Raw genomic sequence first — 26395 nt, forward strand, 5'->3', positions numbered from 1 at the left:
CTCTTCGAACGGCATGACTGCGGAGCGACAAACAAACATGGCATGGGCGTCGTTGCGCCCCGGTGGAAAGCCGACCATGCTGGCTTGTGCGCCCGCGGACATGTGTTCCGTCCGTCGAACGGGCGCGCGCCTAGGCGAAAATACGCGCGTTGGCAAGCGAATTGCGGCTGCGCGGACAGTGGCGCTGCGGCTAATGTGGAACACTTGGAACACTGTCCTGGGCGCAAAAAGTCCGGAGTGCGCAGGTCGCTTCAGTCCCCACCGCATTACAGGGAAGAAGCATGGTTAACATGTGAACCTTTTTGCAGAGGGAAATCGGGTGTAGGACAGCAGCATGACGCTCAGTGAATCCTTGTCCCGTTATCGTGAATACCACCGCGACGGTCGCAATGTGCTGACACACGCCATTGGTATCCCGATGATTGTGCTCTCCATCACCACGCTATTGGCGCGGCCCATGTTCGACGTGGGCGGTGTGATCCTGACCCCGGCGCTCATAGCGGCGGTTCTGGCGGCGATCTTCTATGTGAGGCTGGAGCTGTGGACCGGGGTGCTGATGGCTATGCTGCTGACGCTGTTCACGGCGCTGGGGCAGATGATCGCGAACTCGTCTGACGCCTTATGGCTCGGCGGCGGGATCGGCCTGTTCGTGGTCGGCTGGATTTTCCAGCTGGTGGGCCACAAGTTCGAGGGCCGCAAACCCGCCTTCGTGGACGACCTGCGCAGCTTCCTTGTCGGTCCGCTGTTCGTGGTGGTGGAAGGCCTGTTTGCGCTTGGCCTGATGCAAGACCTGCGCCGCGAGATGGAAGACTAGTCCAGCCGCGCCAGCTGGCGATCGTGCCAGCGTGAGAGCAGCAACAAGGCCAGCGCCGCGCCGATCAGGCACATCAGCATGTCCCACTGCGTGTCCCACACGTCGCCCTGCGTGCCGAGGAATTCCTCCGCGCCCTGGCCCAATGCCATGGCCGCGCCGAATTCGATCAGCTCGTAACTGGCGCTCACGGCCAGGCAGCAGGCCAGCAGCAGGACGGTGAGCAACCACCCGGGGCGCAGGGAGGACAGGCGCAGCAGCAGCTCGCGAAAGACCACGGAGGGGACGAAGCCCTGCATCAGGTGGCCGAAGCGGTCATAGGGGTTGCGGGCGAGGCCGAGCCACTCCTGTACCTCGAACCCGATCGGCACGCGGGCGTAGGTGTAGGCTCCCCCGAGCATCAGCACGAGGCCGTGCAGGCCGATGAGGGTGAGCGAAAGACTGGTGAGCGGGAAGCGCTTGCCGGTGGCCCAGAGGATCGGCAGCGCAATCAGGGCGGGAGCGACCTCCATCAGCCAGGTCCCGCGGTCGTAGGGGTGCCAGCCGGACCAGGCGAGCATGGCGAACCAGGTCGCAGTCAGCAGGAGGAGCCGCCGGTCCATGCTCAGGGGCAGGGTGCCTGGCCGGTGACTTCCACCACGACGGCGATGGCCTGGGCGATGGCGTCGTCCTTGCTCAGCTCGGTGGTGTCGAGGACGAAGGCGTCCTTGGCGATGGCGAGCGGGGCGCTCTCGCGGCCCTTGTCGCGCGCATCGCGGCGCTCGAGCTGCTCGACGATATCCTTCAGCGATACCTCGCGACCGGCATCGCGCATTTCCAGCCAGCGGCGCTCGGCGCGCGCAGCGGTGGTGGCGGTGACGTAGAGCTTCACCTCGGCCTCCGGCGCGATCACGGTGCCGATGTCGCGCCCGTCCAGCACCGCGCCGCCTGACCGGGTGGCAAAGCTGCGTTGCCGCTCGAACAGCGCCTCGCGCACTTCGGGATGCACCGAGACGCGGCTGGCGAGGCCGCCGGTCACTTCGTTGCGCAGGTCCGGGTTGTCGAGCAGGTCGTCGGGGAAATCGCTCGCCGCCAGCGCGTCGGCCGGGTCGTCCGGATCGCCGCCATTGGCCGCCACCTGCCACCCCACCGCGCGGTAGAGCAGGCCGGTATCGAGATGGGGCAGGCCGAAATGCCTCGCCAGCGCCTTGGCGATGGTGCCCTTGCCCGATGCGGTCGGTCCGTCGACGGCGATGATCATTCGGTTTCCTCTTGCGCGGCATCCATGCGCGCCAGCCAGCTGCGCAGGATGGCCTCGGTAATCGCGGGACGCTCGCCGAAGAAGGCATGGCTGCCACCTGGCACCACGGCCAGCTCCGCACCCGGCGTCAGTGTCACGAAGTCCTGCACGTCGTCGATCCGCGCCTCGTCGTACTGGCCGACCATGAACAGCGTGCGGCTGCCGTCGATGCGGGCGAGCAGCGGGGTGGCGTCGTAATTGACCAGCGAACCGCGCGCGGAAAATTCGCTCGGCCCCCACATGGCGTTGTAGACCGTCTCGTTCCAGCCATCGCCCGAATAGCGCTGGCGATAGGCAAGGGCTTCCGGTGACGGAGCCGGGCGGTCGGGCCGGCCGTTGTAGGCGTTGTAGAAGGCAGCCGTGGCTGGGCCGCAGACATCGGGCGTGGGCGGCGTGTCGCTTTCGCAGGCGATGATGTCCGCCGCCACCGCGTCCGGCAGTTCGCGGATCAGCAGGTTGGTGCCGGTTATCCAGTGCGGGGTGGAGATGAAGGTGCCGGAGAGCACGGCAGAGGCGGTGTGCTGCGGATAGGCCGCGGCATATTCCAGCGCGAGGGCAGCGCCCCAGCTGTGGCCGACCAGGTGCCAGCGCTCGTAGCCCAGCGCCTGCCGGATTGCCTCCAGTTCCGCCACAAAGCGTTCGACGCGCCAGTTGGCCGGATCTTCGGGTCGTTCGGACATGCCGCTGTCCAGCTGGTCGTACAGCACCACGGCGCGTTCGTCGGCGAGGCTCAACATGCCGCCGAAACCAAGATGCGTGCCGCCCGGCCCGCCGTGGATGAACACCACCGGCGGATTGTCGCGCGTGTAGATGCCGTTCACCCGCACCCACACGCGTCCGCCTTCGACCTCGACCATGTGCTGGGAGGTGGGGTCGGACCAGTCCTGCGCATGGGCCGGGACTTCCTGCGCCGAGGCAGGCACAGCTGACAGCGCCAGTGCGGCTGCAAGGGTGGCCGGCAACCTCATGCCGCATCGCCTTTCGCCCGGTGCGCTCGCCAGGCCTTGGCCAGGCCCCAGATGGCAATTGCTGCCCAGAAGCCTTCGAGCACCAGGCTCGGCCAGTTGGTGTGCACCAGCAGGGAAACGGTCAGCAGGGCCGCACCGCTCAGGTTGGTGCCGTGCAGGATCCACGGGTTCGGCCTGTCCACCGCGGTCAGGTAGAAATAGGCGCCGATGATGCACGCCGTGCCGACGAAGCCGATCACCGAATAGATGTCGAGCGCTTCACTCATTCAATCAGGCACCGGGGTCTTGCGGATAGGTGGCGAAGACATAGGCGGGAACGTCGCCAAAGGCGATGACCTGGTAGGGTTGCACGCGGTCGCCCATTTCCATGCCGGGAGAGCCGATCGGCATCCCGGCCACGGCCAGTCCGCGGATCCCTTCCGGCCGTTCCTCTAGCAGGCGTTCGATTTCTGCCGCCGGGACATGGCCTTCGATTACGTAGCCATCGACGATGGCGGTGTGGCACGACCACAGCACCGAAGGCACGCCATGCTCGCGCTTGACGGCCGCCATGTCGGAGGATTCCACCACCGTGACCTCGGCTTCGTGTTCGGCGTGGACATGCTCCGCCCAGAGTTCGCAGCAGCCGCAATTGGGATCGCGGAACATGGTGAAGGTGGCCGCCTGCGCCGCGTTGGAGCAAGCCGCGAGCATCAGCAGGGTCGGGGCGAGGATGTTGCGGATCGAGCGGATGTTCATGATCGGGTAGCCTCTTCAAGCAGCGATGTGAAAGTCGGGAAACTGGTGGCGATGGGTGCGGTATCGTCCACCTCCACCCCGTTCGCACTCACCAGCCCGGCAACGGCCATGCTCATGGCGATGCGGTGGTCGAGGTGGGTGGTGATGGCGGCGCCCTCAGGCGTGCCGGGCAGCGGATCGCCGCCGCGTCCGTGGATCACCAGGCCGTCCTCGCGTTCTTCCACCTTGGCGCCTGCCAGCGTCAGGGCACTGGCCATGGCGGAAAGGCGATCCGATTCCTTGACCCGCAATTCCTCGAGGCCGGTGGTGGTCGTGGTGCCTTGCGCCATCGCGGCGGCGACGAACAGCACGGGGAATTCATCGACCATGGCCGGGACCACGGCGGGATCGACCTCCACGCCCGTCAGGGCGGAGTGCCGCACGCGCAGGTCGGCCACCGGCTCGCCGCCGACTTCGCGGCGGTCCAGCTCCTCGATCTGGCCGCCCATGTCGCGCAGCACGTCGAACAGCGCGGCGCGGGTGGGGTTGAGGCCGACATTCTCGATCACGAGGTCGCTGCCTTCAACCAGCAGTGCGGCAACGGTGAAGAAGGCGGCGGAAGAGGGATCGCCCGGCACGACGATGTCCTGCGGCTTGAGATCCGCTTCACCGTGGATGCGAATGACGCGCGCGCCGTTCTCCTCGCCCACGTCGAGCTTCGCGCCGAAACCCCGCAACATGCGTTCCGAATGGTCGCGGGTGGGGATGGGTTCGATCACCGTAGTGATGCCGGCGGTGTTGAGACCGGCCAGCAGCACGGCGCTCTTCACCTGCGCGCTGGCGACGGGCAGGCGGTAGGTAATCGGCACGGCGGGGGAGATGCCGCGCAGCGTCAGCGGCAGGGTGCCGCCGGGCGAGGCCTCGAAGCTCGCGCCCATCTGGCTGAGCGGGTCGATCACCCGGCCCATCGGACGCTTCGACAGGCTGGCATCGCCGGTGAACATGGCGGTGATCGGGTGGCTGGCGACCAGGCCCATCAGCAGCCGCGTGCTGGTGCCCGAATTGCCCATGTCGAGCGCCTGCTGCGGCTGCAGCAGCGAGCCGACGCCGACCCCGTGGATACTCCAGCTACCGTCTTCAAGTCGCTCCACCTGTGCGCCCATGGCGCGCATGGCGGCGGCGGTGGCGAGCACGTCCTCGCCTTCCAGCAGGCCGGTGACGCGGGTCTCGCCCACGGCCAGCGCGCCCAGCATGATGGAGCGGTGGCTGATCGACTTGTCGCCCGGAACACGGATGCGCCCGGTCAGCGGGCCGGTGGCGGAAAAGCGGTGCGGGGCAGGCGGGTTGGAATGACTCAAGGGGCTACCTATCTGGTGTCGCGTCGGCGAGGTGCTTTGACAGTGCGATAGGCCTATGGCAAGGCGCGCCCCGCTCGTGATTCTGGACCGGCGTCACATACGCCATCCGGTTCACGCCAACAGTTTTCCCGGACGAACTCCGGATGAGAGTTAAGGACATACACATGGTCAAGCCAGAATGGGGCACCAAGCGCACCTGCCCCAAGTGCGGTGAACGCTTCTACGACCTGGGCAAGGAAGATCCGGTCACCTGCATCGAATGCGGCAACGAATGGACGCCCGAACCGGTGCTGAAGTCCAAGCAGCCGATCCCGTTCGACGAGCAGGACAAGAAGAAGGACGACAAGGAAGCCGATTCGGATCTGGCCGATGACGATCTGGAAGATATCGACGTCGACGAGGACGATGATTCGCCCGACAACGATGTCGACCTTGGCGGCGACGACGATCTCGGCGTGCAGACTGCCGACGACGAGAACGACGACGAAAATTAGGACTTGCGTCAGAGGCAGCCTCCTCATAAAGGGCTGCCTCCCGGCCGCACTGGCGGTTGGAACCGGCACCTGATATGGTGCTCAAATCGATGGAACGGGGCCTTAGCTCAGCTGGGAGAGCGCAACACTGGCAGTGTTGAGGTCAGCGGTTCGATCCCGCTAGGCTCCACCATCGACTAAGACGATTTCCCGCCCTGCTTCGGCATGGCGCTATTATTGAGCGGGCCCTCCGGGCTCACGCTGGCCGACGAGTTCTCGTCCGCCGGCGTTTTTGGCATTTGGCGCATGACTTCCCACATCGGGGTGCCACGCGCTGCAAAGGAGCAAAGACGCGCATGTTCGATACGCTGTCCGATCGCTTGAACAATGTCTTCGACCGCCTGCGCGGTCGCGGGGCGCTGAACGAGCAGGATGTGCGCGATGCCATGCGCGAGGTTCGCGTCGCATTGCTCGAAGCCGACGTGGCCCTGCCGGTCGCCCGCGATTTCATCGCCCGCGTCACCGAACGCGCCGTCGGCCAGGAAGTGCTCAAGTCGGTCACTCCCGGCCAGCAGGTCATCAAGATCGTCAATGACGAACTGATCACCATGCTCGGCGGGGAGCAGAGCGACGGCGAGGCGTCGCCGCTCAACTTCGACGTCAAGCCGCCGGCCGTGGTGATGATGGTCGGCCTGCAGGGTTCGGGCAAGACCACCAGCACCGCCAAGATCGCCAAGCTGATCAAGGAAAAGCACGGCAAGAAGCCGCTGATGGCCTCGCTCGACGTCAATCGTCCGGCGGCGCAGGAACAGCTCGCCGTGCTGGGTGAGCAGGCGGGTGTCGCCACCTTGCCGATCGTCCCCGGCCAGCAGCCGGTCGACATCGCCAAGCGCGCGCTCGAATCGGCCAAGCTGCAGAACGTCGACGTGCTGCTGCTCGACACCGCCGGCCGCCTGCATGTCGACGAAGCGCTGATGGCCGAGATGAAGGCCGTCGCCGGTGTCTCCGACCCGGCGGAAGTGCTGCTGGTGGTCGACAGCCTGACCGGTCAGGACGCCGTCAACGTCGCGCAGAGCTTCACCGACGAAGTCCCGCTGACCGGCGTCGTGCTGACCCGTATGGACGGCGATGCCCGCGGCGGCGCGGCGCTTTCCATGCGCGCCGTCACCGGCAAGCCGATCAAGTTTGCCGGTACCGGCGAAAAGCTGGACGCCATCGAACGGTTCCACCCGGCGCGCGTGGCCGACCGCATCCTGGGCATGGGCGACGTCGTCTCGCTGGTCGAAAAGGCCGCCGAGACGATCAAGGCCGAAGAGGCCGAGGAACTCGCCCAGCGCATGATGGCGGGCAAGTTCGACATGAACGACCTGCGCAAGCAGCTGCAGCAGATGCAGAACATGGGCGGGCTGGGCATGCTGGCCGGGATGCTGCCGGGGATGAAGAAGGCCAAGGCGGCGATGGCCAACGCCAACATGGACGACAAGGTGCTTGTCCACATGGATGCCATCATCGGCTCGATGACCAAGAAGGAACGCGCTCACCCGCAGCTGATGAATGCCAAGCGCAAGAAGCGCGTGGCGGCCGGCAGCGGCACCTCGGTGCAGGAGGTCAACAAGATCCTCAAGATGCACCAGGAAATGGGCCGCGCGATGAAGCAGATCAAGAAGATGGGCGGGCTGAAGGGCCTCGCCGCCATGTTCGGCGGCGGCGGCATTGGCGGCGCCTCTCCCAGCGGCGCACCGGGCCTTCCCGGCGGCGGCATGCCGGGTTTGCCGGGTGGCCAGCTGCCGCCCGACATGCAGGATTTTCTCAAGAAGAAATAAGTATTTTCAAGAATTAGGACTGGAAAGGTAATCTAACATGGCAATTGCACTTCGTCTCGCCCGTGGTGGCGCCAAGAAGCGTCCGTACTACCGCATCGTGGCGGCCGACAGCCGTCGTGCCCGTGACGGCAAGTACCTGGAGCAGCTGGGTACCTACAACCCGATGCTGCCGAAGGACGACGCCAACCGCGTCAAGCTGAACGAGGACCGCGTGCGTTACTGGCTGGGCGTCGGCGCCCAGCCGTCGGACCGCGTGCACCGTTTCCTCGATGCCGCCGGCATCCTCGAGCGTGCACCGAAGAACAACCCGAAGAAGGGTGAGCCGGGCGCTGCCGCCAAGGAACGCGCCGAGGAAAAGGCTGCCAAGGCTGCCGAAGCCGAGGAAGCTGCCAAGGCCGCAACCGAGGAAGCCGCTGCTGAAGAAGCTGTCACCGAAGAGGCCGCAGCCGAAGAAGCACCGGCTGAGGAAGCCGCTGCTGAAGAGGCTCCCGCCGAGGAAGCTCCGGCTGAGGAAGCTCCGGCTGAGGAAGCTGCTGCCGAAGAAGAGAAGTCGGAAGACTGATTTCGGCCATGGCCAAGCCCGTCACCCTTGCTGCCGTTACCGGCGCGCATGGCGTGACGGGCGAGGTCCGCCTGAAGCTGTTCGGCGACGGCCTGGCCTCGCTGAAACCGCACAAGACATTCAACGACGGCGCGCTGACGCTGTCCAAGGTCCGCGACGACAACAAGGGCGGGGCAATCGCCCGCTTTGCCGAGGTCAAGGACCGCACCGCCGCCGAGAAGCTGCGCGGCACCACGCTCACCGTTCCGCGCGACGCGCTGCCGCCGCTGGAAGAGGGCGAGTACTACCACACCGACCTGCTTGGCCTCGCGGCCGTTTCCGCCAGCGGCGCTGCGCTGGGCGAGGTGATCGCCGTGCACAATTTCGGCGCGGGCGACGTAGTCGAGATCCGCAAGGCCGACGGCAAGACCTTCATGATCCCCATGCGGGTGGAGGCCGTGCCCGGCTGGGATGAAGAGACGCTCACGGTCTCCGACGATTTCGCCGAATCCTGAGTCCTCTTGCCGCAGGCGTTATGCTAAGGTAACACACCTTTCGGGACGCTAGCGAAGGTGCGAAAATCATGTGGGTTCTCTGGGTCGTACTGGCCATCATCGTTCTTGCCGCCATGTCGGGCGGACTGTCGCTAGGCCTGCACTTGCTGGCACCGCACTGGAGCGAGCGCCGCCGCATCCTGACCGCTTCGGCAGTGACGGCAGTGCTGCCGATGATCATCGTGTTCGGTGGCTTCTTCCAGGAAGCGGACGTTGGCCAGGACGATTTCTTCCTCAGCCTGGCCGCGCTCACCCTGCTGTTCTTCGTCATCCTCTCGGTCTGCGCCCTGCCGCCCGCCTGGTGGACCACCACCCGCCTTGGCCGTGGTGACAGCAAGCCGGTCGTCATCGAGCACGACGAACCCGAACTGATCGAGGGCTGATCCGATTGCGCTGACGCCCTGGTGGGCCTACCGCTCGGCACATGACATCACTCAACGTCGCCATCGTTCAGGCCGCGCCGGTCCCGCTCGCCGTCAGTGACGGCATCGACAAGGCCGTACGGCTGGCGCGAGAGGCCGTGGAAGGCGGCGCGCAGCTTGTGGCCTTCGGCGAGACCTTCCTCGGCGGCTATCCGCTGTGGCTGGATGAAGCGCCCGGCGCGGCCCTGTGGGACCACCCCGGCACCAGGGCGCTGCACCGCCTGCTGATGGAGAATGCCGTCGTCGCCGATGACGAGCGGTTGCTGCCGCTGCAGGAACTGGCCGATGCCAGCGGTGCGGTCATCTCCATCGGTGCGCACGAGCGGGTGCGCAATTCGCTCTACAACAACCAGCTGACCTTCCGCCCCGGCGAGCCGGTGCTTGACCACCGCAAGCTGGTGCCCACCCATGGCGAACGGCTGGTGTGGATGCGCGGGGACGGTTCGACCCTGAACGTGCACCAAGCCGAATGGGGCCGGGTCGGTGCGCTAATCTGCTGGGAGCACTGGATGCCGCTCGCCCGCGCGGCCATGCACAACCTTGGCGAGAGCGTGCATGTCGCCGCCTGGCCGACCGTGCGCGAAAGCTACGCCGTGGCCAGCCGCCACTACGCGATGGAAGGCCGCTGCTTCGTGCTGGCGGCGGGGCTGGTGCAAGTGAAGGACGACCTGCTCGACGGGTTGGAGCGCTGCGGCGGCGATGCCGCGGCGCAAGAGCTGATCGAGGCCATCCCCGGCGAGGTGCTCAACCAGGGCGGCTCGCTCATCGCCGCGCCCGATGCCGGCCTCCTGGCGCAAGCGGGCGAGGGCGAGCAAATGCTCACCGCCACGCTCGAGCTGTCTGCTATCGCCGAGGCGCTGGCGAGCCTCGACACTGACGGCCACTATTCGCGGCCGGACGTGTTCGAGCTGACGGTCGACACCCGCAGTCGGCTGGGCGTGAACTGGCGCGACGGCGATAGCGAGGATTGAACCACCCGATTGCGCCGCGCGCCGTGCTTCCCTAACGACAGCCCATGCTTGAACTGCTCGTCTTCGCCCTCGTTATCCTGGTGCCGTTCCCGATCGGCTTTGCCCTGGCGCATTACCGGCCGCAGTCGAAGAACCTCAAGAACGCCGCCTGGGCCGCGCTGCCGGCCTGCCTGCCGTTCTTCGGCTTCGGCCTGTGGATCGTGCTGACGCAGGATCTCAGCTGCGAAGACCCGCCGTGCCAGAACATGGCGCCGATGTGGGCCATGGCGATGGGCGTACTGGGCGTGCTGACGGCGGTGACAGGCTATGGCGTAGGCCTGCTGGGCGATGCCTGGGCACGCAACCGGGCGAGAAAGCGCGGCGAGTGACCTTCGCCGCCACCATCCTGACGCTCTATCCCGAGATGTTTCCCGGGCCGCTCGGCGTCTCGCTGGCCGGGCGCGCGCTGGAGCAGGGTGCATGGTCTTGCGAGACGGTGCAGATTCGCGATTTCGCCACCGACAAGCACCGCACTGTCGACGATACGCCCGCCGGCGGCGGGGCCGGCATGGTGCTGAAGCCCGATGTGCTGGCAGCAGCGCTCGACAGCGTGGCGGACGAGCGCCCGGTGCTGGCCATGACGCCGCGGGGCAAGCCGATCACCCAGGCGCGCATCCGCGAGCTTGCCGCCGGCCCCGGCGTCACCTTCGTGTGCGGCCGTTTCGAGGGCTTCGACGAGCGCTTTTTCGAGGCGCGCCCGCAGGTGGAACAGGTCAGCCTGGCGGACATCGTGCTCTCCGGCGGAGAGCCTGCCGCACTGACCATACTCGACGCTTGCATTCGCCTGCTTCCGGGGGTAATGGGCGCGGCTTCTAGCGGTACCGAGGAATCGTTCGAGGACGGCCTTCTCGAGTATCCGCAATATACCCGACCTCAGGAATGGGAAGGGCGCACGATCCCTGAAGTGCTGCGATCGGGGGATCATGCGAAAATCGCTGCTTGGCGCAAGGCGAGGAGCGAGGAAGACACACGGTTACGCAGGCCGGACCTTTGGGAGCGCCATGGTGGGGTTCCGGGCCGTTCTGCCTCTGGCGCGCAGCGTGAAGATTGAAGGAACGACCAATGGGTCTGATCCAGGAACTCGAAGCGGAAAACATCGCCGCTCTGTCCGAAGGGAAGGATATTCCCGATTTCCGCGCCGGTGACACCGTGCGCGTTGGTGTGCGCGTGGTCGAAGGCCAGCGTACCCGTGTCCAGAACTTCGAAGGCGTGGTGATCGCGCGTTCGAACCGTTCGATCAATTCGAATTTCACCGTCCGCAAGATCAGCTTCGGCGAAGGTGTGGAGCGTGTGTTCCCGCTGTATTCGCCGAACATCGACAGCATCACCGTGGTTCGCCGCGGCGTGGTGCGTCGCGCCAAGCTGTACTATCTGCGTGGCCGTACCGGTAAGAGCGCCCGTATCGCCGAGCGCCGCGAGAACGTCTCCAAGTAAGAGCTTTCGCCTCACCGGCAGAAAAGAAAGGGGCGGCTCCACAGGAGGTGGAAGCCGCCCCTACTGTTTTCGGGCCAGGAATTGCTCGGGCACGACGAGCGATAACGCATATGGGACCAGGGTTTCCCGCGTCATCTTTCCTCGAAATGAAAGCATGGGGTTAACAATTTGCCAACAAACGTGGTTACCATGAAGTTAAGCACGTTTGGCAGCCGTTGAATTACAGGGGCTTGCAGACCGGTAACGGCTGCAACCGCCTTTTATGTTGCACCTGCGAGACATGGCGCTAACAGCGCCTCTGCCTTTGGGTCGCATACAAGTGGAGCAGATTTGAAATGGGTTATCGTGTTGCCGTGGTCGGAGCGACGGGGAATGTCGGGCGCGAGATGCTCGCCATCCTTGCCGAGCGTGAATTCCCGATGGACGAGGTGGCTGCGGTCGCTTCCGGGCGTTCGACGGGCACCGAGATCGAGATTGGCGACACCGGCAAGATGCTGAAGTGCAAGAACCTCGAGCACTTTGACTTCGCCGGCTGGGATATCGCCCTGTTCGCCTGCGGCAGCGCGGCGACCAAGGAATATGCGCCCAAGGCGGCCGCCGCCGGCTGCGTGGTGATCGATAACAGCTCGCTCTACCGGATGGACCCGGACGTGCCGCTGATCGTGCCCGAGGTGAACCCCGACGCGATCGACGAGTACAAGAAGAAGAACATCATCGCGAACCCCAACTGCTCGACCGCGCAGATGGTGGTGGCGCTGAAGCCGCTGCACGATGCTGCGACGATCAAGCGCGTGGTCGTTTCCACCTACCAGTCGGTGTCCGGCGCCGGCAAGTCGGGCATGGACGAGCTGTTCGAACAGAGCCGCGCCATCTTCGTCGGCGACCAGGTGGAACCGCGCACCTTCACCAAGCAGATCGCCTTCAACGTGATCCCGCACATCGACGTGTTCATGGAAGACGGTTCCACCAAGGAAGAGTGGAAGATGGTGGTCGAGACGAAAAAGATCCTCGATCCCAAGATCAAGCTGACCGCCACCTGCGTGCGCGTGCCGGTGTTCGTCGGCCACTCGGAAGCGATCAACATCGAGTTCGAGAAGGAAATCTCCGCCAAGGAAGCACAGGACATCCTGCGCGAGGCGCCGGGCATCATGCTCGTCGACAAGCGCGAGGACGGTGGATACGTCACCCCGGTGGAAAGCGCCGGTGACGGCGCGACCTATATCAGCCGCGTGCGCGAAGACAGCACCGTGGACAACGGTTTGACGCTGTGGTGCGTTTCCGACAATTTGCGCAAGGGTGCTGCACTTAACGCAGTCCAGATTGCCGAGCTGCTGGGTCGGCGTCACTTGCAAAAGGGATAAGTCTTATGCGCCGTCTTGCTCTCCTCGCCCTCCCGCTGATGCTTGCCGCCTGCGGGGATGCACCGGGGGAAGACGGGCAGGACACCGGGGCAGAGGCAGCCCCGGCGGAAGACGTCGCGCTGGACCTGCAGGGCACCGGTATCGTCGTCCCCGCGCAAAGCGGGTTCGAGGAACTGGCGGTGCCCTTCGGTTCCAGCCGCGTGCCGACCGAGGCGACGCTGGGCAACGTACTGGGCGCGGTGGTGGAAACCAGCACCACGCCCAATGACTGCGGCCTCACCTTCACCAGCTACGACGGACTGACGCTCAACTTCCGCGACGATCAGTTCGTCGGTTACTGGGCGACCACTCCCTATTCCGACATCGGCACGCGCGCGCAGCTGCTGGCGGCAGAGAATATCGCCATGGTGGAAGACAGCACCGTGGGCGAGGAATTCACCATCGGCGATCCCGCTACCCCGGTCATCGCCGGGCTGTTCACCGGTGCAGGCGACGATGCCGGCGTCGAGGCGCTGTGGGCGGGCGAGAACTGCATCCCGCGATGAGCGACCTCACCACCGAAACCATCACCGCGCCGGACGGGACGCACATTGCCGTGCATCGCATGGGGGCCGGGCGCCCCGTGCTGATGCTGCACGGCCTGTTCTCCAATGCCGAGATCAACTGGCAGAAGTTCGGCCACGCCGCGCTGCTGGCCGCGAACGGGTTCGAGGCGATCATGCCCGACTGGCGGGTGCATGGGCACAGCGACGCGCCGCATGATCCGGAGCTCTATTCCCCCGGTGTGCTGGTGCGCGATGCGCAGCATATCGTGAAGGTGCTGGGGCTGGACGACTACGACCTCGTCGGCTTCTCGCTGGGCGCGCGCACGGCCACCAGCGCGGTGATCGCGGGTCTGCGTCCGCGGCGGCTGGTGCTGGCGGGCATGGGTATCGAGGGGCTAACCAACTGGGAGAAGCGCGCCGCCTTCTTCATCGACATGATCGACCGCTACGACGAGATCGAGCATGGCGACCCGGCCTTCCTCGCCAAGAGCTTCATGAAGACGCAGGGCATCGACCGCGTCGCCGCGCGCCTGCTGATGACGCGCGGGGTGGAGGACATCGCTACGGACGACTTGTCGAAGATCGACATGCCCGTGCTGGTGCTGATCGGCGACCAGGACCGCGACAACGGCTCGCCCGACCGGCTGGCCGCTGCACTGCCCGACGCGCGGGTGCAGGTGATCCCCGGCAATCACATGAGCAGCGTGACCAAGCCCGACATGGGGCAGGCGATCCTCGACTTTCTTTCGTAGGACAGCGTGATAGGCTTGCCGGGACACAGACACCGGAGCCTCACCATGCGTATCCTTGCCGCCGTAGCCATTTGCCTTGCCCTGCCTGCCTGCGAGGCGGTGGCCGAGACGGAAGCGCAGCCCTCGGTTGCCAGCCAGGGCACCCTGTTCGTCGCCAACAAGCGCGGCGCCAGCCTGTCGCGCATCGACCTTGCCACGGGTGAGGAAACGCACCGCGCGGAGACTTGCGAGAACCCGCACGAGCTGACCGTCTCGCCGGACGAGGCTCATGTGATGGTGGCCTGCTATTCGGGCCGCGACGTGGAGATCTACGCCACCGCCGACCTTGCGCAGGTGCGCGTCATCGAACTGGGCGAGGGCGCGCGCGTCCATTCGGCGCTGTGGCTGGACGATGGACGCGTGATCGCCGGGGCCGAGGGGCGCGGTTCGCTCTACGTGATCGAAGGGCCGACTGCCGACGAACCGCAGCTCACCGAAATCGGCGGGGGCGGACCGGGGCCGCACCTGGTGGTTGTCGACGCGGCGGAGCGCTTCGCCTGGGGCACCATCATTCCGACGGGCGAGGTCGTGCGCTACGATCTCGAAGCGGGGACCGAGGTCACACGCCGCGTAGTGGGCGAGCAGATCGAGGCGATTGCCCTCTCGCCCGATGGCGAGAGCCTGTGGGTCGCCTCCAACGCTGACCGCATCGCCTACCGCCTCGATCCGGTGACGCTGGAAACCGAGGTGGAGGTGGCGACCGGCGAGGTGCCGATCCGGCTTGCGCCCAGTGACCGTTTCGTCGTCAGCAGCAATTTCGGCGGCGGCGACCTGTCGGTGATTGATACCGGCACCAACGAAGTCGCGCGCACCATCCCTGTTTCCGGGTCGCGCGATGCCGTGCAGGTAACGCTGGTGTTCAGCGACGACGGCTCGCGCCTCTACGCGGCCGAGACCGCGACGGATACCATTGCCGAGATCGACTTTGCCAGCGGCGAGGTGCTCCGCCGCCTCGCTACGGGCCCGGGCGGGGATGGCCTGGCTGTCGTGAACTAGGCGGCAGGCCGGAATTTTTTCCCGGGCTTGCGCCTAATCAAATGACTCCGCAGGGGTAACCCGCTAGCGGCAAGGCCGGAATGACGGGTCTGCGCGCAAATCTCCGGCGAAACGGGCACAAGATGCTGGTGCTGCTCCTGGCGGTGCTCGGCATGCATGCGCTGGTGCCGGCGGGGCACATGCTCGCGCCCAGCGGCGCGCACGGCATCACCGTCACGCTCTGCCCCACTACGCACCCGCTGGCGCGCGCGCTGCCGGCACAGGCCGGGGAGGCCGGTGCGATGGACCACGCGGCGATGGGGCACATGCCTTCGTCGCCCGGGGACGATACGCCCCCGGCGGCCACGCGCGGCGACAGCAGTTGCGCATTCTCCGCCATCGGCTTCGCCGCACTGGACGCGGACCGGCCGGCATTCGACGTGCTGCTGCGCGACGCGGTGCCGCCCGAAAGCGCCACGCTGCCGCAGTTCGGCATCGTCGAAGCCGACCGCCTCCGGCCGCCGTTGCGCGCACCACCTTTCTTCGCCTGACAACCAGCAGAACCAGACCCGTGCCGCCCGGCCATGCGCCGGCGCGGCCCTCACGCTTTGTCAGCGAAAGAATTGATCATGTCCCTGAATACGATTTGCAGGGCGGGCTTGCTCGCTTCCTGCACCCTGTTTGCGGTGCCGCTTGCCGCGCAGGAGAGCGATAGCTCCGACGCGGTCCTCACCGACCGGATCGTCGTCACCTCCGCCCGCGCCGATGCGCCGGCGAAGGACACCCTCGAACCGCCCGAACAGATCGCGCTGCCCGCCGATGCCGCCGCCATTGCCGCGCGCACGCCGGGCGGGGCGCTGGTGGGCAACGGTGCGCTTTCCGGGCAGCTCTCCTACCGCGGGCTGGCAGGCCAGCGCGTGCTGGGCCGCGTCAACGGCCAGCGCTTCGCGACCGGCGGCCCCAATGCCATGGACCCGCCGCTGCATTACGCGCCGTCGATCCTGGTCGAGGCGATCGAGGTGGCGCGGGGTGTCGCCCCGGTGTCGCAAGGCCCCTCGCTGGCAGGTGCGGTGAACGCGCAGCTGGTGCAGGCGCATTTCGCTGATGGCCCGGATGTGACGCCGCAGGTGCGGCTCGCCAGCCAGTATCGCAGCGTCGATGACAGCTACGCCATCGGCGGACTGGCGGCGCTCGCCAACGAGACCTGGCGGCTGGGCGTAATCGCCAGCCGCGAGGAGGGCGAGGTTTACGAATTCCCCGGCGGAACAGCCGTAGGCACCTCGTTCGAGCGCAACCTCTACGGCGTTCACGCTGGACTGCGCCTAGGCGAGGGCGAGGTCTTCGCCGAGTATCGCCGCAACGAAACCGACCCGACCGGCAATCCGCCTTTCGCGATGGATATCGTCTATTTCGACACGGACTTCGTGCAAGGCGGCTATCGCGGCGAACTGGCGGAAGACGTGCATCTGGACCTGCGGCTGGGCCATGTCGCCGTGCGGCACCTGATGGACAACCAGACGCTGCGCCAGCCTCCGGCGCCGCGTGCCCGGGCGACCTTTGCCGATGCCGACACCACGACGGCACAAGCCGCCCTGCGCTTCGGCACGGCGACCAGCCATGTCGAGCTGGGCGGCGACATGGAGCTGGTCGACAAGTTCGTGCGGATCACCGATCCGACCAATGCTGCCTTCTTCATCGACGCCCAGCCGAACCTGCAAGCGGATCGCTTTGGCGGTTACGTGCAATGGCGTGGGGCTCTCGGCGCGGTGCAGGCCGAAGTCGGGGCGCGGCTGGATCACACCTTGCAGGAAGCGGGGGTGCCGGAACTGGGCACTGCCGTGCCGATGGGGCCGCGCAACCTTGCCAATGCCTTCATCGCTGCTGACCGGAGCTACTCCGAGACGATGGTAGACGGGGTCTTGCGCGCATGGCTGTCGACGGATGCGATCACGCCGCGCCTGACGCTGGCCCGCAAAGAGCGCGTGCCGAGCCTGCTCGAACGGTTCGGCTGGCTGCCGACCGAGGCCAGCTTCGGGCTGGCGGACGGCAACATCTATGTCGGCAATCTCGGTCTCGACCCGGAAACCGCCTGGATTGCCGAACTGGGCATCGATTTCGATGGCGACATGGCCAGCTTCCGCCCGACGCTGTTCTATCGCCGGGTCGACGACTTCATCCAGGGCGTGCCGTTCGACGATACCGTCGGCGTGGTCGACAGCCCGGTGGAGATGGTCGCGGCGATGAACGGCGACAGCACTCCGCTGCAATTTGCCAATGTCGATGCGGAGCTGTGGGGCGTGGACATGGATTTCACCCTGCGTCCGGTCGAGAGCCTGGAGCTGTCCGGCACGGCCAGCTTCGTGCGCGGGGAGCGGCGCGACATTGCCGACAATCTCTACCGCGTCTCGCCGGCGAACCTGCGGCTGGCGGCCGTATGGCAAGGCGTACGGGTCTCGCTGGGGGCCGAACTCCTTGCCGCGGCTGTGCAAGAGGAGGTTTCCGCCACCAACGACGAGCAGGCGAGCGACGGCTATGCCGTGGTCGGCCTGTTCGGGCGCGTCGATCTGACCCCGGCGATCGCGCTGGAAGCGGGTGTCGAGAACCTGTTCGACACCTTCTACCAGCCGCACCTTGCCGGGCGCAGCCGCGTCGGCGCGTCGGATGTCCCGCTGGGCGATCGCCTGCCGGGTTACGGCCGCCACGGTTGGGTACGGCTGCTGGCGCAGTTCTGACACGAAGGAAAAGGCAGGGGCCGGGGGCAAAGCGCCTCCTGGCCCTTGCAAATCAATCCCTTTTCAGGCCAGCCTGCCCCTACCACGGGTTTGGGACGACTGGCGTGGCTACGACAGGAATGGATGTTTTGATGACAAGTAACCGAATGACCGGCGCCGCCACGGCCATGCTGCTTCTCGCGCTGGGTGCCTGTGAGACCGTGGACGACGAGGCTCCCTACGAACCCAATGCTTCCATGGGCATGCTGATTGCGCGGGATTCCTGCAGCAGCTGCCACGCGGTGGGCGGCACCGGCGATTCTCCCAACGAGGACGCCACGGCTTTCCGCGAAGTGGTCAACCGGCCCGGCACTACGCCTGAGGGGCTGGCGACGTGGCTGCGCGACGCGCACAACTATCCCATCGAAATGGGCGTGCACCTCGAGCCGCACCAGGTGGATTCGCTGGTGGCCTACATGATGCGGCTGGAAACGGGCGATCACGCCTCCGCGCGCTGAGGCCCTGCTCCAGTAACGCCACAAAAAAAAGGGCGCCGCCGTTTCCGGCAGCGCCCTTGTTTGTCTCGCTAGCGAAGCGATCAGCCTTCGGCGTTCTCTTCGCCTTCGGCCGGAGCTTCTTCTTCAGCAGCAGCTTCTTCGCCTTCCGCAGCGGGCAGTTCGCCCAGTTCGCGGTCGGGATCGAGCTCTTCCTGGAAGCCTTCGGCGGCAGAAGCGGCAGCTTCTTCCTCGGCGGCCTGCGCAAGGATGTCGACGCCCTGGCTCTGCAGCTCGGCTTCGTCGTCCGAACGGGCGACGTTGGCCTTGACCGTCACTTCGACTTCGGCGTGCAGCGCGATGGTCACGTCGAACATGCCGATGGTCTTGATGGGCGCACCCATGATGACCTGGCGCTTGTCGATGTCGTGGCCCTTTTCGACGAGGGCGGCAGCAACGTCACGCACGTTGACCGAGCCGTACAGCTGGCCGGCGTTGGACGCGGCACGGATCAGGACGATCTCGGTGCCTTCGACCTTTTCGCCCTGCTTCTGTGCAGCGGTACGCTTTTCGGCGTTTTCGGCTTCCAGACGCTCGCGGTTGGCTTCGAAGACCTTCTTGTTCGCCTCGTTGGCGCGAAGGGCCTTCTTCTGCGGCAGCAGGAAGTTGCGGGCATAGCCGTCCTTCACGGTGACGATGTCACCGATCGAGCCGAGGCCACCGATACGTTCGAGGAGGATGATATCCATGGGTAAGTCCTCCTTACTTCACGATGTAGGGCAGCAGGCCCAGGTGACGGGCGCGCTTGATCGCCTTGGCCAGCTCGCGCTGCTTCTTGGCGGAAACGGCGGTGATGCGGCTCGGGACGATCTTGCCACGTTCGGACATGAAGCCCTGCAGCAGGCGCACGTCCTTGTAGTCGATCTTCGGAGCGTCCTTGGCCGCGAACGGGCAGGACTTGCGGCGGCGGTAGAACGGGCGTGCCATCAGTTACGGTCCTCCCGGTCGGAACGGCGCTTCTTCTCGCGGTCGTTCTTGCGCATCATCACGGACGGGCCGTCTTCGTGCTGTTCGACGGCGATCGTCAGCCAGCGGATGATGTCTTCGTTGATCGCATTCTGGCGCTCCAGCTCGGCCACCAGCGAGCCGGGCCCGTCGATGTTGAGCATGACGAAATGCGCCTTGCGGTTACGGTCGATCTTGTAGGCGAGGCTCTTGAGGCCCCAAGTCTCGGTCTTCACGACCTTGCCGCCGTTCGATTCCACGATGTCCGTGGCACCGGCAGCAAGCGCATCAACCTGAGCCTGGCTCAAGTCCTGACGCGCGAGGAAAACATGCTCGTAATGAGCCATGTGCGCTTCCTTTCACTCCATGCCGATCGCTGGCTTGTCCGCGCGGATCGCGGGGCCCCTCCGGCTTTCTTGATTTCCCCGTTCCGGACGCACCGGGTCGCAGGGAAGGGGCGCACATAGCGGGATTGGCGGGAATTGCAAGCGCGGTTAGGGTGCCTCGTCCAAGGGGAGAGACTCTACATGCGAACACTTGCTTCCGCCGCCGTACTGGCGCTTGCCGCACCTGCCATGGCGCAGGACGGACCGCAACTGGTGGAGGTGTTCACCATCACCGCCGAACTGGGCGAGGTCGATCAGATCGGCGAGACCGTGCGCGGGGTGCGGCGGATCATCCCGATCACCGGCGGGCAGGTGGTAGGCGAGGGCATTTCCGGCACGGTGCGGGCCGGGGCCTGGGACTGGCAGATCGATCGCCCCGACGGCTGCACCGAGCTGGAAGCCGACTACTTCATCGAGACCGAGGATGGCGCGCTGATCAACGTCGTCAACCGCGCGACCATCTGCCGCGCCGCCGACGGCAGCATGCAGCCGGTCTATACCCGCCCGGTGTTCGAGCCGCCGCTGGGCGAATACGCCTGGATGGGGCAGGGCACCTTCGTCGGGCAACTGGGCATGGCCACCGATCATCCCGTCCCGGCGGTGCGGATTACCGTCTATCGCGTGGAATAGCCCTCTTCGGCACTTTCCAAGCGCTTCGCGCATTGGCAAGCCAAGCTGTCATCCAACTTCTCGGAGAATTGCATGCCCGGTGGCCTCGTAGCCCTGCTTGACGATATTGCGGTCCTTGCGCGCGGTGCGGCTGCCTCGGTGGACGATGCGGCGGTGATGGCGCGCACGGTCGCCGCTTCGGTCGACGATATCACCGTGGCCGCCGGTCGCGCAGGCACCAAGACGGCCGGCGTGGTGATCGACGATGCGGCGGTGACGCCGAGCTATGTCGACGGGCTGGACCCGGCGCGCGAGTTGCCGATCATCTGGAAGATCACCAAGGGCAGCCTGATCAACAAGCTGGCGATCCTGCTGCCGGGTGCCTTGCTGCTTAGCGAGTTCCTGCCCTGGCTGATCGTCTGGCTGCTGATGCTGGGCGGGGCCTACCTTTCCTATGAAGGTGCCGAGAAGATCATCGAGAAGCTGGGCGGCGCAAAGCACGGCAAGACGCTGGAGGACGAGATCGAGGATCCCGTCGCCTTCGAGAAGCAGCGCGTATCCGGCGCCATCCGCACGGACCTGATCCTTTCGGCAGAGATCATGGCCATTACGCTGAACGAGGTCGCCACCGAAGACCTGCTGACGCGCGGCGTGGTGCTGGCGCTTGTCGGCGTTGCCGTGACGGTGGCGGTCTATGGAACGGTCGCGCTGATCGTGAAGATGGACGACATCGGTCTGCACCTGGCCAAGGAAGGCATTACCGAGTTCGGGCGCAAGTTCGGCGACTGGCTGGTGCATGCCATGCCCAAGCTGCTGACCCTGCTGTCGGCCATCGGCACTGTCGCCATGCTGTGGGTCGGTGGCGGCATCATCCTGCACGGCCTTGCCGAAGTTGGCGTGGCCGGGCCGGAGCACTTCGTCCAAGGTATCGAGCACGCGGTTGCCGAAGCGACCGGCGCCGTCGGCGGCGTGCTGGGCTGGCTGACCTTCGCCACCCTGTCAGCAGCGACGGGCCTGTTGCTGGGTGCGGTTATCGCCTTCCTGCTGCACAAGGTGCTGCGATTGGGCCACGAAACCGGCGCGGGGCACTAGGCCCGTTCGCGATCAGGCGGCGGCGCGGCGATGGTCGCGCTTTTCCTCGAACAGCCAGCAGTCCTCGTTCTTCCAGGTGCGGCCATCGGAACATTCGACGCGGCCATCGGGGTGGATCACCGTCCACTTGTCGTCGTCCGCAGCGCGCGGGTCGACCACCAGCGGGGTGAGCCTGCGATCGGCCAGCACCTGCCAGCCGATCACGTTGCAGCGCACGACGTCGATCTCGTTATGATCGAAATAGGCATGCACGAGGTAGGTCCCCGGCGCTGCATTGAGCATGCCGACACCGGCCTGGCGGTAGTTCTTTTGCATGGGTCTCTCCGGGCCTGTTTGCGATCCGCGCGCAAGGTAGGGGGAGAAGGGTTGCGAAAGCCTTATCTACATGCGGTCCAGCAGGCTCTGGGCGAACGTGGTCAGGGTATCGTCGCGCGCGCCCATCACCACCACGCGGTCGCCCGGCTGAGCGAGTTTGACGATACGATTGCCGCATTCCTCGCGGGTTTCGAGGTATTCGGCATTGCCGCCCTTGGCCTTGATCAGATCGACGATCCGCTCGCTGCCTTCGCTGCGGTCCACCGTGCCCCCGAAGTACACCGGCTCGCACATGATCGTGATGTCGCCCGCGCCCAGTTCCTTGGCGAAAGTGTCGGCGAGCTCGTTACCCATCTGCCGCAAGGGGCCGTAGCCATGCGGCTGGAAGAAGGCGATCACGCGCCCTTCGTGTGCCTTCAGCGTGCGCAGCGTGGCGCGGGCCTTTTCCGGGTTGTGGCCGAAATCGTCGATCACGGTCACGCCGCCCGCGCTGGTGCCGAGCACGTCGAACCGGCGGGCGAGGCCACGGAAGGTCATCAGCGCAATGCAGGCATCGTGCACGTCGACGCCGACGGCCACGGCGGCCGCGATGGCGGCGAGGGCGTTTTCCAGGTTGTGCCGGCCCGGCATGGGAATGCGCAGCGAATGGCCGGTATCGGTGCGGCGATCGACGAGCAGCGCGGAAATCCGGTCCTGCTCCTCGATTATCGTCCCCGGTTCGATGCCAAGCGTTGCCTTCTGGTTGTCGATGCCGAAGGACAGCACCTTCTTTGCCCGGTCTGCCAGGTGCGCGGCGTCGTCATCGTCGTAGTTGACCACTGCGGCGTCGGCATTGGCGAGGAAGTCACCGAACAGCTTGCGCAGTTCCTCGATCGTCTTGTGATCGAGACTGACGTTGAGCAGCACCGCCACGCTGGGGCGGTAGAGCGCGATGGAACCGTCGCTCTCGTCCACTTCGGACACGAACACCTCGCGCCCGCCGACGATCGCACTGGCGAAGGGATTTTCCGGACTGACGAAGTTCTTCATCACCGCCCCGTTCATGATGGTGGGACGACGGCCTTCGTGATCGAGGATCCAGCCGAGCATGGCCGTGGTGGTCGACTTGCCGCTGGTGCCGCCCACGGCCAGTGAGCAGGGCGCCTTGTTGAACAGGCGCGAGAGCAGTTCCGCGCGTGTAACCCGCTGGCAGCCGAGCGCCTTGGCGCGGATGACTTCGGGAACCGTATCCTCGATTGCCGCGCTGGCGACCAGCACCTGGTCCGCGCTGGTCAGCCCGCTGCCGTCCTGCGGGAACAGCTTGAAGCCTTGCCGTTCGAGCCAGGCGAACTTTTCCGGCGTGCGTCCCTGGTCGAAGCTGCGATCCGATCCGGCGACCTCGGCCCCCAGGCCCTTCACGATATTGGCGAGCGGCAGCATGCCGGACCCGCCGATCCCACAGAAGAAGAACTTGCGCGGAGTGGTATCCGCCGGGGAAATCTGCTCGTCAGGCATGCACGACCTTATCGGGGGTTCTGGTTCTTTGTTGGCGCGATGATAAGTAGGTGGGATGGCAATGCAACGGCACATTATGGCTCTATGTCCGGGAAAGCCGATCCGGCCGGAACGGGCGGAGGCTGTCTCGGCCCTGGCAAAAGCCGAATTCCCGCAGATCTCGCTGGCTTTTGCCCCGCAGTGCTTCGTCGAGCAGGGGCATTTTGCCGGGGATGACGAGACGCGGCTGGCTGCCTTCGTGGCGGCGGCCAACGATCCCGGCATCGACGCCATCTGGTTCGCCATGGGCGGTTACGGCTCGAATCGCATTGCCGCAGACGCCATCGCTGCGCTTGGCCCGGCGGCGCACGAGAAAACCTATCTCGGCTATTCCGATGCAGGGACGCTTTTGGGGGCGCTTTACCGCAATCGCATCGGCAAGCCGGTGCATGGTCCGCTGGCGGGCGACATCCGGCGCGAGGGTGGCGAGGACGCGGTGCGCCGCGTGCTGCGCTATCTGTCGGGCGAAGAGGTGCCGCTGGAGGCAGGGCTGGATGACCGGCCCACCGTTGCCTTCAACCTGATGACGCTGGCCATGCTGGTCGGCACCGAGCTGATGCCGGACCTGACCGGCCATGTCGTGCTGGTGGAGGAGGTGGCGGAGCATCTCTATGCCGTCGACCGGCTGTTTTTCCACATCACCGAACACTTGCAGGGTGTTGCCGGAATCCGCCTTGGCCGCATTTCCGAGGTGCCGGAAAACGACCGTCCTTTCGGCATGACCGAAGAGGAAATCGCGCGTCACTGGTGCCGCCGCAGCGGCATCCCCTACCTTGGCCGCGCCGACATCGGGCACGATGCCGCCAATGCGATCGTCCCGTTCGGAGTTGCGCGCGCGGCCCGCGACGCATAGTCCCGCGCGCAGAGAAGGAGATTCCATGATTGCATTCGTTTTCCCCGGGCAGGGGAGCCAGAAGGTTGGCATGGGCGTGGAACTGGCCGAAGCCAGCGCCGCCGCACGCGAGGTTTTCGGCGAAGTCGACGAGGCGCTGAACCAGCACCTCGCCCGCCTGATGGCAGAGGGGCCGGAAAGCGAACTGACGCTGACCGCCAACGCCCAGCCCGCCATCATGGCCAATGCGATTGCCGTGGCGAAGGTGCTCGAAGAGGGCGGCTTCCACCTGTCGGAGAAGGGCGATTGCGTCGCCGGCCACTCGCTGGGCGAATATACCGCCTTGGCCGCCGTTGGCGCCTTCAGCCTGACCGATACCGCCAAGCTGCTGCGCCTGCGCGGGATCGCCATGCAGGATGCCGTGCCGATCGGCGTCGGCGCCATGTGCGCGCTGCTGGGAGCCGACCTGGAAAAGGCGCAGGCCCTCGCCGAAGCCGCCGCGCAAGGCCAGGTCTGCGAAGTCGCCAATGACAACGATCCGGGCCAGGTCGTGCTGTCCGGCCATGCCGAGGCGATCGACCGCGCGGTGGAGCTGGCCAAGGAACACGGCTGCAAGCGCGCCGTGAAGCTGCCGGTGTCCGCGCCGTTCCACTGCTCGCTGATGGAACCCGCGGCGCAGCGCATGGACGTGGCGCTCAACAACACTCCTCCGGGCCCCTTCCGCTTGCCGCTCTATGCCAACGTCACGGCTGCCGAAGTCACCGATCCGGCGACCGAGCGCGACCTGCTGGTGCAGCAGGTGACGGGCCGCGTGCGCTGGCGCGAAAGCGTGCTGGCGATGCAGGCTGCGGGGGTAACCCATTTCGTCGAGCTGGGCGGCAAGGTGCTGGGTCCGATGATCCGCAAGATTGCTCCCGATGCGACGGTGACCAGCGTCATCGGGATGGACGATATCGAAGGGCTGGCGAAGGAGATCGGATGATGCTGCGGAAATTCACCCTCTCGGCCGCCGCGCTGGCGCTGGCCTTGCCATTGGGCGCGACCCCGGCGCTGGCACAGCAGAAAGGGCTCACCTGCATGGAGAGCGCCTATACCGACAGCCAACGCAGCGAGATCGCGGAGCTTGGCCCGCAGGTGCGCTTCGGCGATGGCAATGCGGCCAATCCCGCCGCAGACCGGCTCGGCTCGATCGCCATGGCGGCGGTGGAGCAGTGCATCACGCGCCACGGCTGGAACGAAGAGCTGGCGATGTACGCTGCCTTCTACGAGCTGGGCCGTCTCAACAACATTGCCTATCGCGCTTCGGGCGAACTGACGCCGACGCAGCTGCGCCAGATCGACGATGCGCTGGCCACCGGCGACCGCACGCGCCTGTGGGAGGCCATTGAGCGCGGGCTGATGGGCGGGATGACCGGGCAGGACAGCGCGCCGCCGGCGGGCGATGCCATCACGCTGGGAGCCTTCGTCCTCGGCGCCGGCCTCGGCGACGACGAGGCGAATGCCGTCAAGGTCGGCATTCTGCTGGGTTTCATGGGGTTGCAGCGCGTCGGTGAACGCGAATTCCGCTCGCTGCAGTAGGAGTAAGAAAGATGTTCGATCTCAAGGGAATGACCGCGCTGGTAACCGGCGCAAGCGGCGGCATCGGTTCCGCCATCGCGGTGGCGCTGGCCAAGCAGGGTGCGCGCCTCGCGCTCAGCGGTTCCAACAGCGACAAGCTGCGCGCCTTCCGCGAGCAGCTGAACGGCGACTACGCCCATCACGACCATGACGGCCACGTCGAGATTACCTGCGACCTGTCCAACACCACGCAGGTGGAGGAACTGGTGCCCGCCGCGATCGACACGCTGGGCGGCATCGACATCCTCGTCAACAACGCCGGCATCACCCGCGACAACCTCGCCATGCGGATGAAGGACGAGGAGTGGGACCAGGTGATCAAGATCAACCTGGAAGCCACCTTCCGCCTGATGCGCGCCAGCGCCCGCCCGATGATGAAGGCCCGTTTCGGCCGCATCATCAACATCACCAGCGTGGTGGGCGCCACCGGCAATCCGGGGCAGATGAACTACTGCGCCGCCAAGGCCGGCGTGGTCGGCATGAGCCGTTCGCTGGCGCAGGAACTGGCCGCGCGCGGCATCACCGTGAACTGCGTGGCGCCCGGCTTCATCCGTTCCGCCATGACCGATGCGCTGGACGACAAGCAGAAGGACGCCATCAACGCCCGCATTCCCATGGGCCGCATGGGCGAGGGCGACGATATCGGCGCTGCCGTGGCCTACCTGGCCAGCAAGGAAGCCAGCTATGTCACCGGCCAGGTGCTGCACGTGAACGGCGGCATGGCGATGCTCGGCTAACA

At 66.0% G+C, this 26395-nt stretch carries 34 protein-coding genes and 1 tRNA gene; 24 read left to right on the forward strand and 11 right to left on the reverse strand.

Features of this window, described 5'->3' with window-relative positions; genetic code table 11:
- Positions 1-334 precede the first annotated feature (334 nt).
- Positions 335-814, forward strand: coding sequence for an Mpo1 family 2-hydroxy fatty acid dioxygenase (locus OZN62_RS00470; protein WP_269100641.1), 480 nt, complete (start codon positions 335-337; stop codon positions 812-814).
- Here OZN62_RS00470 and OZN62_RS00475 read toward each other — a convergent pair.
- Genes OZN62_RS00475 through aroA form a run of 6 tightly spaced genes read right to left on the reverse strand, consistent with a single transcriptional unit; the run spans position 811 to position 5133 of the window.
- On the reverse strand, positions 811-1413 hold the full coding sequence (locus OZN62_RS00475; RefSeq protein ID WP_269100642.1) for a DUF2238 domain-containing protein: 603 nt from the start codon (positions 1411-1413) through the stop codon (positions 811-813). The genes OZN62_RS00470 and OZN62_RS00475 overlap by 4 nt on opposite strands.
- A 2-nt stretch (positions 1414-1415) precedes the next feature.
- Entirely contained in the window at positions 1416-2051 is a 636-nt protein-coding gene (locus OZN62_RS00480) for a (d)CMP kinase (protein WP_269100643.1), read from the reverse strand.
- The gene (locus tag OZN62_RS00485) at positions 2048-3058 is read right to left on the reverse strand and encodes a proline iminopeptidase-family hydrolase (protein WP_269100644.1); all 1011 of its coding nucleotides are present in this window, start codon (positions 3056-3058) and stop codon (positions 2048-2050) included. Before OZN62_RS00485 ends, OZN62_RS00480 begins: the two co-directional genes overlap by 4 nt.
- Positions 3055-3324, reverse strand: coding sequence for a CBU_0592 family membrane protein (locus OZN62_RS00490; RefSeq protein WP_269100645.1), 270 nt, complete (start codon positions 3322-3324; stop codon positions 3055-3057). Before OZN62_RS00490 ends, OZN62_RS00485 begins: the two co-directional genes overlap by 4 nt.
- 4 nt (positions 3325-3328) lie before the next feature.
- Positions 3329-3796: a DUF411 domain-containing protein gene (locus OZN62_RS00495; RefSeq protein WP_269100646.1), complete on the reverse strand. Its 468-nt coding sequence runs from the start codon at positions 3794-3796 to the stop codon at positions 3329-3331.
- On the reverse strand, positions 3793-5133 hold the full coding sequence (gene aroA, locus OZN62_RS00500; protein WP_269100647.1) for a 3-phosphoshikimate 1-carboxyvinyltransferase: 1341 nt from the start codon (positions 5131-5133) through the stop codon (positions 3793-3795). Before aroA ends, OZN62_RS00495 begins: the two co-directional genes overlap by 4 nt.
- Positions 5134-5297: 164 nt before the next feature.
- Between aroA and OZN62_RS00505 the strand changes: the two genes are divergently transcribed.
- The 17 genes from OZN62_RS00505 (at position 5298) to OZN62_RS00585 (ending at position 18291) form a co-directional block, all read left to right on the forward strand.
- A complete protein-coding gene (locus OZN62_RS00505) occupies positions 5298-5627 on the forward strand; it encodes a TIGR02300 family protein (RefSeq protein WP_269100648.1) in 330 nt (109 codons plus the stop codon).
- Between the two features lie 96 nt (positions 5628-5723).
- Positions 5724-5799 (forward strand) — tRNA-Ala (locus OZN62_RS00510).
- Positions 5800-5962: 163 nt separating this feature from the next.
- Positions 5963-7429, forward strand: a complete 1467-nt coding sequence (gene ffh / locus OZN62_RS00515) for a signal recognition particle protein (RefSeq protein ID WP_269100649.1) — start codon at positions 5963-5965, stop codon at positions 7427-7429.
- 37 nt (positions 7430-7466) lie between these two features.
- Positions 7467-7991: a 30S ribosomal protein S16 gene (gene rpsP, locus OZN62_RS00520; protein WP_269100652.1), complete on the forward strand. Its 525-nt coding sequence runs from the start codon at positions 7467-7469 to the stop codon at positions 7989-7991.
- Between the two features lie 8 nt (positions 7992-7999).
- On the forward strand, positions 8000-8485 hold the full coding sequence (gene rimM / locus OZN62_RS00525) for a ribosome maturation factor RimM (protein WP_269100653.1): 486 nt from the start codon (positions 8000-8002) through the stop codon (positions 8483-8485).
- Between the two features lie 68 nt (positions 8486-8553).
- The gene (locus tag OZN62_RS00530; protein ID WP_269100654.1) at positions 8554-8907 is read left to right on the forward strand and encodes a hypothetical protein; all 354 of its coding nucleotides are present in this window, start codon (positions 8554-8556) and stop codon (positions 8905-8907) included.
- Between the two features lie 41 nt (positions 8908-8948).
- Positions 8949-9917, forward strand: coding sequence for a carbon-nitrogen hydrolase family protein (locus OZN62_RS00535; RefSeq protein WP_269100655.1), 969 nt, complete (start codon positions 8949-8951; stop codon positions 9915-9917).
- A gap of 44 nt (positions 9918-9961) precedes the next feature.
- Positions 9962-10285, forward strand: coding sequence for a hypothetical protein (locus OZN62_RS00540; protein WP_269100656.1), 324 nt, complete (start codon positions 9962-9964; stop codon positions 10283-10285).
- The gene (gene trmD, locus OZN62_RS00545; RefSeq protein WP_269100657.1) at positions 10282-11007 is read left to right on the forward strand and encodes a tRNA (guanosine(37)-N1)-methyltransferase TrmD; all 726 of its coding nucleotides are present in this window, start codon (positions 10282-10284) and stop codon (positions 11005-11007) included. The genes OZN62_RS00540 and trmD overlap by 4 nt, the downstream gene beginning before the upstream one ends.
- Positions 11008-11018: 11 nt before the next feature.
- Positions 11019-11390 (forward strand): 50S ribosomal protein L19, encoded by a 372-nt coding sequence (rplS, locus tag OZN62_RS00550; protein WP_269100658.1) that lies wholly within the window; start codon positions 11019-11021, stop codon positions 11388-11390.
- A gap of 335 nt (positions 11391-11725) precedes the next feature.
- Complete coding sequence (locus OZN62_RS00555; RefSeq protein ID WP_269100660.1) at positions 11726-12751, forward strand: aspartate-semialdehyde dehydrogenase; 1026 nt, start codon at positions 11726-11728, stop codon at positions 12749-12751.
- A 5-nt stretch (positions 12752-12756) separates the two neighbouring features.
- Positions 12757-13296: a hypothetical protein gene (locus OZN62_RS00560; protein ID WP_269100661.1), complete on the forward strand. Its 540-nt coding sequence runs from the start codon at positions 12757-12759 to the stop codon at positions 13294-13296.
- On the forward strand, positions 13293-14048 hold the full coding sequence (locus OZN62_RS00565; RefSeq protein ID WP_269100662.1) for an alpha/beta fold hydrolase: 756 nt from the start codon (positions 13293-13295) through the stop codon (positions 14046-14048). Before OZN62_RS00560 ends, OZN62_RS00565 begins: the two co-directional genes overlap by 4 nt.
- A 45-nt stretch (positions 14049-14093) precedes the next feature.
- Complete coding sequence (locus OZN62_RS00570) at positions 14094-15083, forward strand: YncE family protein (protein WP_269100664.1); 990 nt, start codon at positions 14094-14096, stop codon at positions 15081-15083.
- Positions 15084-15205: 122 nt separating this feature from the next.
- Positions 15206-15613 (forward strand): hypothetical protein, encoded by a 408-nt coding sequence (locus OZN62_RS00575; protein ID WP_269100665.1) that lies wholly within the window; start codon positions 15206-15208, stop codon positions 15611-15613.
- A 78-nt stretch (positions 15614-15691) separates the two neighbouring features.
- Positions 15692-17794 carry a TonB-dependent receptor plug domain-containing protein gene (locus OZN62_RS00580; RefSeq protein ID WP_269100668.1) on the forward strand — a complete coding sequence of 701 codons (2103 nt, stop codon included), beginning with the start codon at positions 15692-15694 and terminating at the stop codon, positions 17792-17794.
- Between the two features lie 131 nt (positions 17795-17925).
- Entirely contained in the window at positions 17926-18291 is a 366-nt protein-coding gene (locus OZN62_RS00585) for a c-type cytochrome (protein ID WP_269100669.1), read from the forward strand.
- 80 nt (positions 18292-18371) lie between these two features.
- Here the strand turns inward: OZN62_RS00585 and rplI are convergent, their stop codons facing one another.
- From rplI to rpsF, 3 genes are read right to left on the reverse strand one after another with little or no spacing between them, the layout of a single operon-like run.
- Positions 18372-19016 (reverse strand): 50S ribosomal protein L9, encoded by a 645-nt coding sequence (rplI, locus tag OZN62_RS00590; RefSeq protein ID WP_269100670.1) that lies wholly within the window; start codon positions 19014-19016, stop codon positions 18372-18374.
- Between the two features lie 13 nt (positions 19017-19029).
- A complete protein-coding gene (gene rpsR, locus OZN62_RS00595; protein WP_269100671.1) occupies positions 19030-19254 on the reverse strand; it encodes a 30S ribosomal protein S18 in 225 nt (74 codons plus the stop codon).
- A complete protein-coding gene (gene rpsF / locus OZN62_RS00600) occupies positions 19254-19619 on the reverse strand; it encodes a 30S ribosomal protein S6 (protein ID WP_269100672.1) in 366 nt (121 codons plus the stop codon). Before rpsF ends, rpsR begins: the two co-directional genes overlap by 1 nt.
- Before the next feature lie 180 nt (positions 19620-19799).
- On the opposite strand from rpsF, the gene OZN62_RS00605 reads away from it, so the two are divergent.
- Both OZN62_RS00605 and OZN62_RS00610 read left to right on the forward strand, forming a co-directional pair.
- The gene (locus OZN62_RS00605) at positions 19800-20288 is read left to right on the forward strand and encodes a DUF3237 family protein (RefSeq protein ID WP_269100674.1); all 489 of its coding nucleotides are present in this window, start codon (positions 19800-19802) and stop codon (positions 20286-20288) included.
- Between the two features lie 72 nt (positions 20289-20360).
- Positions 20361-21359: a DUF808 domain-containing protein gene (locus OZN62_RS00610; RefSeq protein ID WP_269100675.1), complete on the forward strand. Its 999-nt coding sequence runs from the start codon at positions 20361-20363 to the stop codon at positions 21357-21359.
- 12 nt (positions 21360-21371) lie between these two features.
- Here OZN62_RS00610 and OZN62_RS00615 read toward each other — a convergent pair whose 3' ends face one another.
- Both OZN62_RS00615 and OZN62_RS00620 read right to left on the reverse strand, forming a co-directional pair.
- Positions 21372-21674, reverse strand: a complete 303-nt coding sequence (locus tag OZN62_RS00615; RefSeq protein WP_269100676.1) for a hypothetical protein — start codon at positions 21672-21674, stop codon at positions 21372-21374.
- Positions 21675-21740: 66 nt separating this feature from the next.
- Complete coding sequence (locus OZN62_RS00620) at positions 21741-23168, reverse strand: glutamate ligase domain-containing protein (protein WP_269100677.1); 1428 nt, start codon at positions 23166-23168, stop codon at positions 21741-21743.
- Positions 23169-23229: 61 nt separating this feature from the next.
- Here OZN62_RS00620 and OZN62_RS00625 point away from each other — a divergent pair, with 61 nt between their 5' ends.
- Genes OZN62_RS00625 through fabG form a run of 4 tightly spaced genes read left to right on the forward strand, consistent with a single transcriptional unit; the run spans position 23230 to position 26393 of the window.
- On the forward strand, positions 23230-24060 hold the full coding sequence (locus OZN62_RS00625) for an LD-carboxypeptidase (protein WP_269100678.1): 831 nt from the start codon (positions 23230-23232) through the stop codon (positions 24058-24060).
- Positions 24061-24085: 25 nt separating this feature from the next.
- A complete protein-coding gene (fabD, locus tag OZN62_RS00630; protein WP_269100680.1) occupies positions 24086-25021 on the forward strand; it encodes an ACP S-malonyltransferase in 936 nt (311 codons plus the stop codon).
- Positions 25018-25617, forward strand: coding sequence for a hypothetical protein (locus OZN62_RS00635; RefSeq protein ID WP_269100681.1), 600 nt, complete (start codon positions 25018-25020; stop codon positions 25615-25617). The genes fabD and OZN62_RS00635 overlap by 4 nt, the downstream gene beginning before the upstream one ends.
- An 11-nt stretch (positions 25618-25628) precedes the next feature.
- On the forward strand, positions 25629-26393 hold the full coding sequence (gene fabG / locus OZN62_RS00640) for a 3-oxoacyl-[acyl-carrier-protein] reductase (RefSeq protein WP_269100682.1): 765 nt from the start codon (positions 25629-25631) through the stop codon (positions 26391-26393).
- Positions 26394-26395: the final 2 nt, after the last annotated feature.

This window comes from Aurantiacibacter sp. MUD11 (assembly GCF_026967575.1).
Taxonomy (GTDB): Bacteria; Pseudomonadota; Alphaproteobacteria; order Sphingomonadales; family Sphingomonadaceae; genus Alteraurantiacibacter.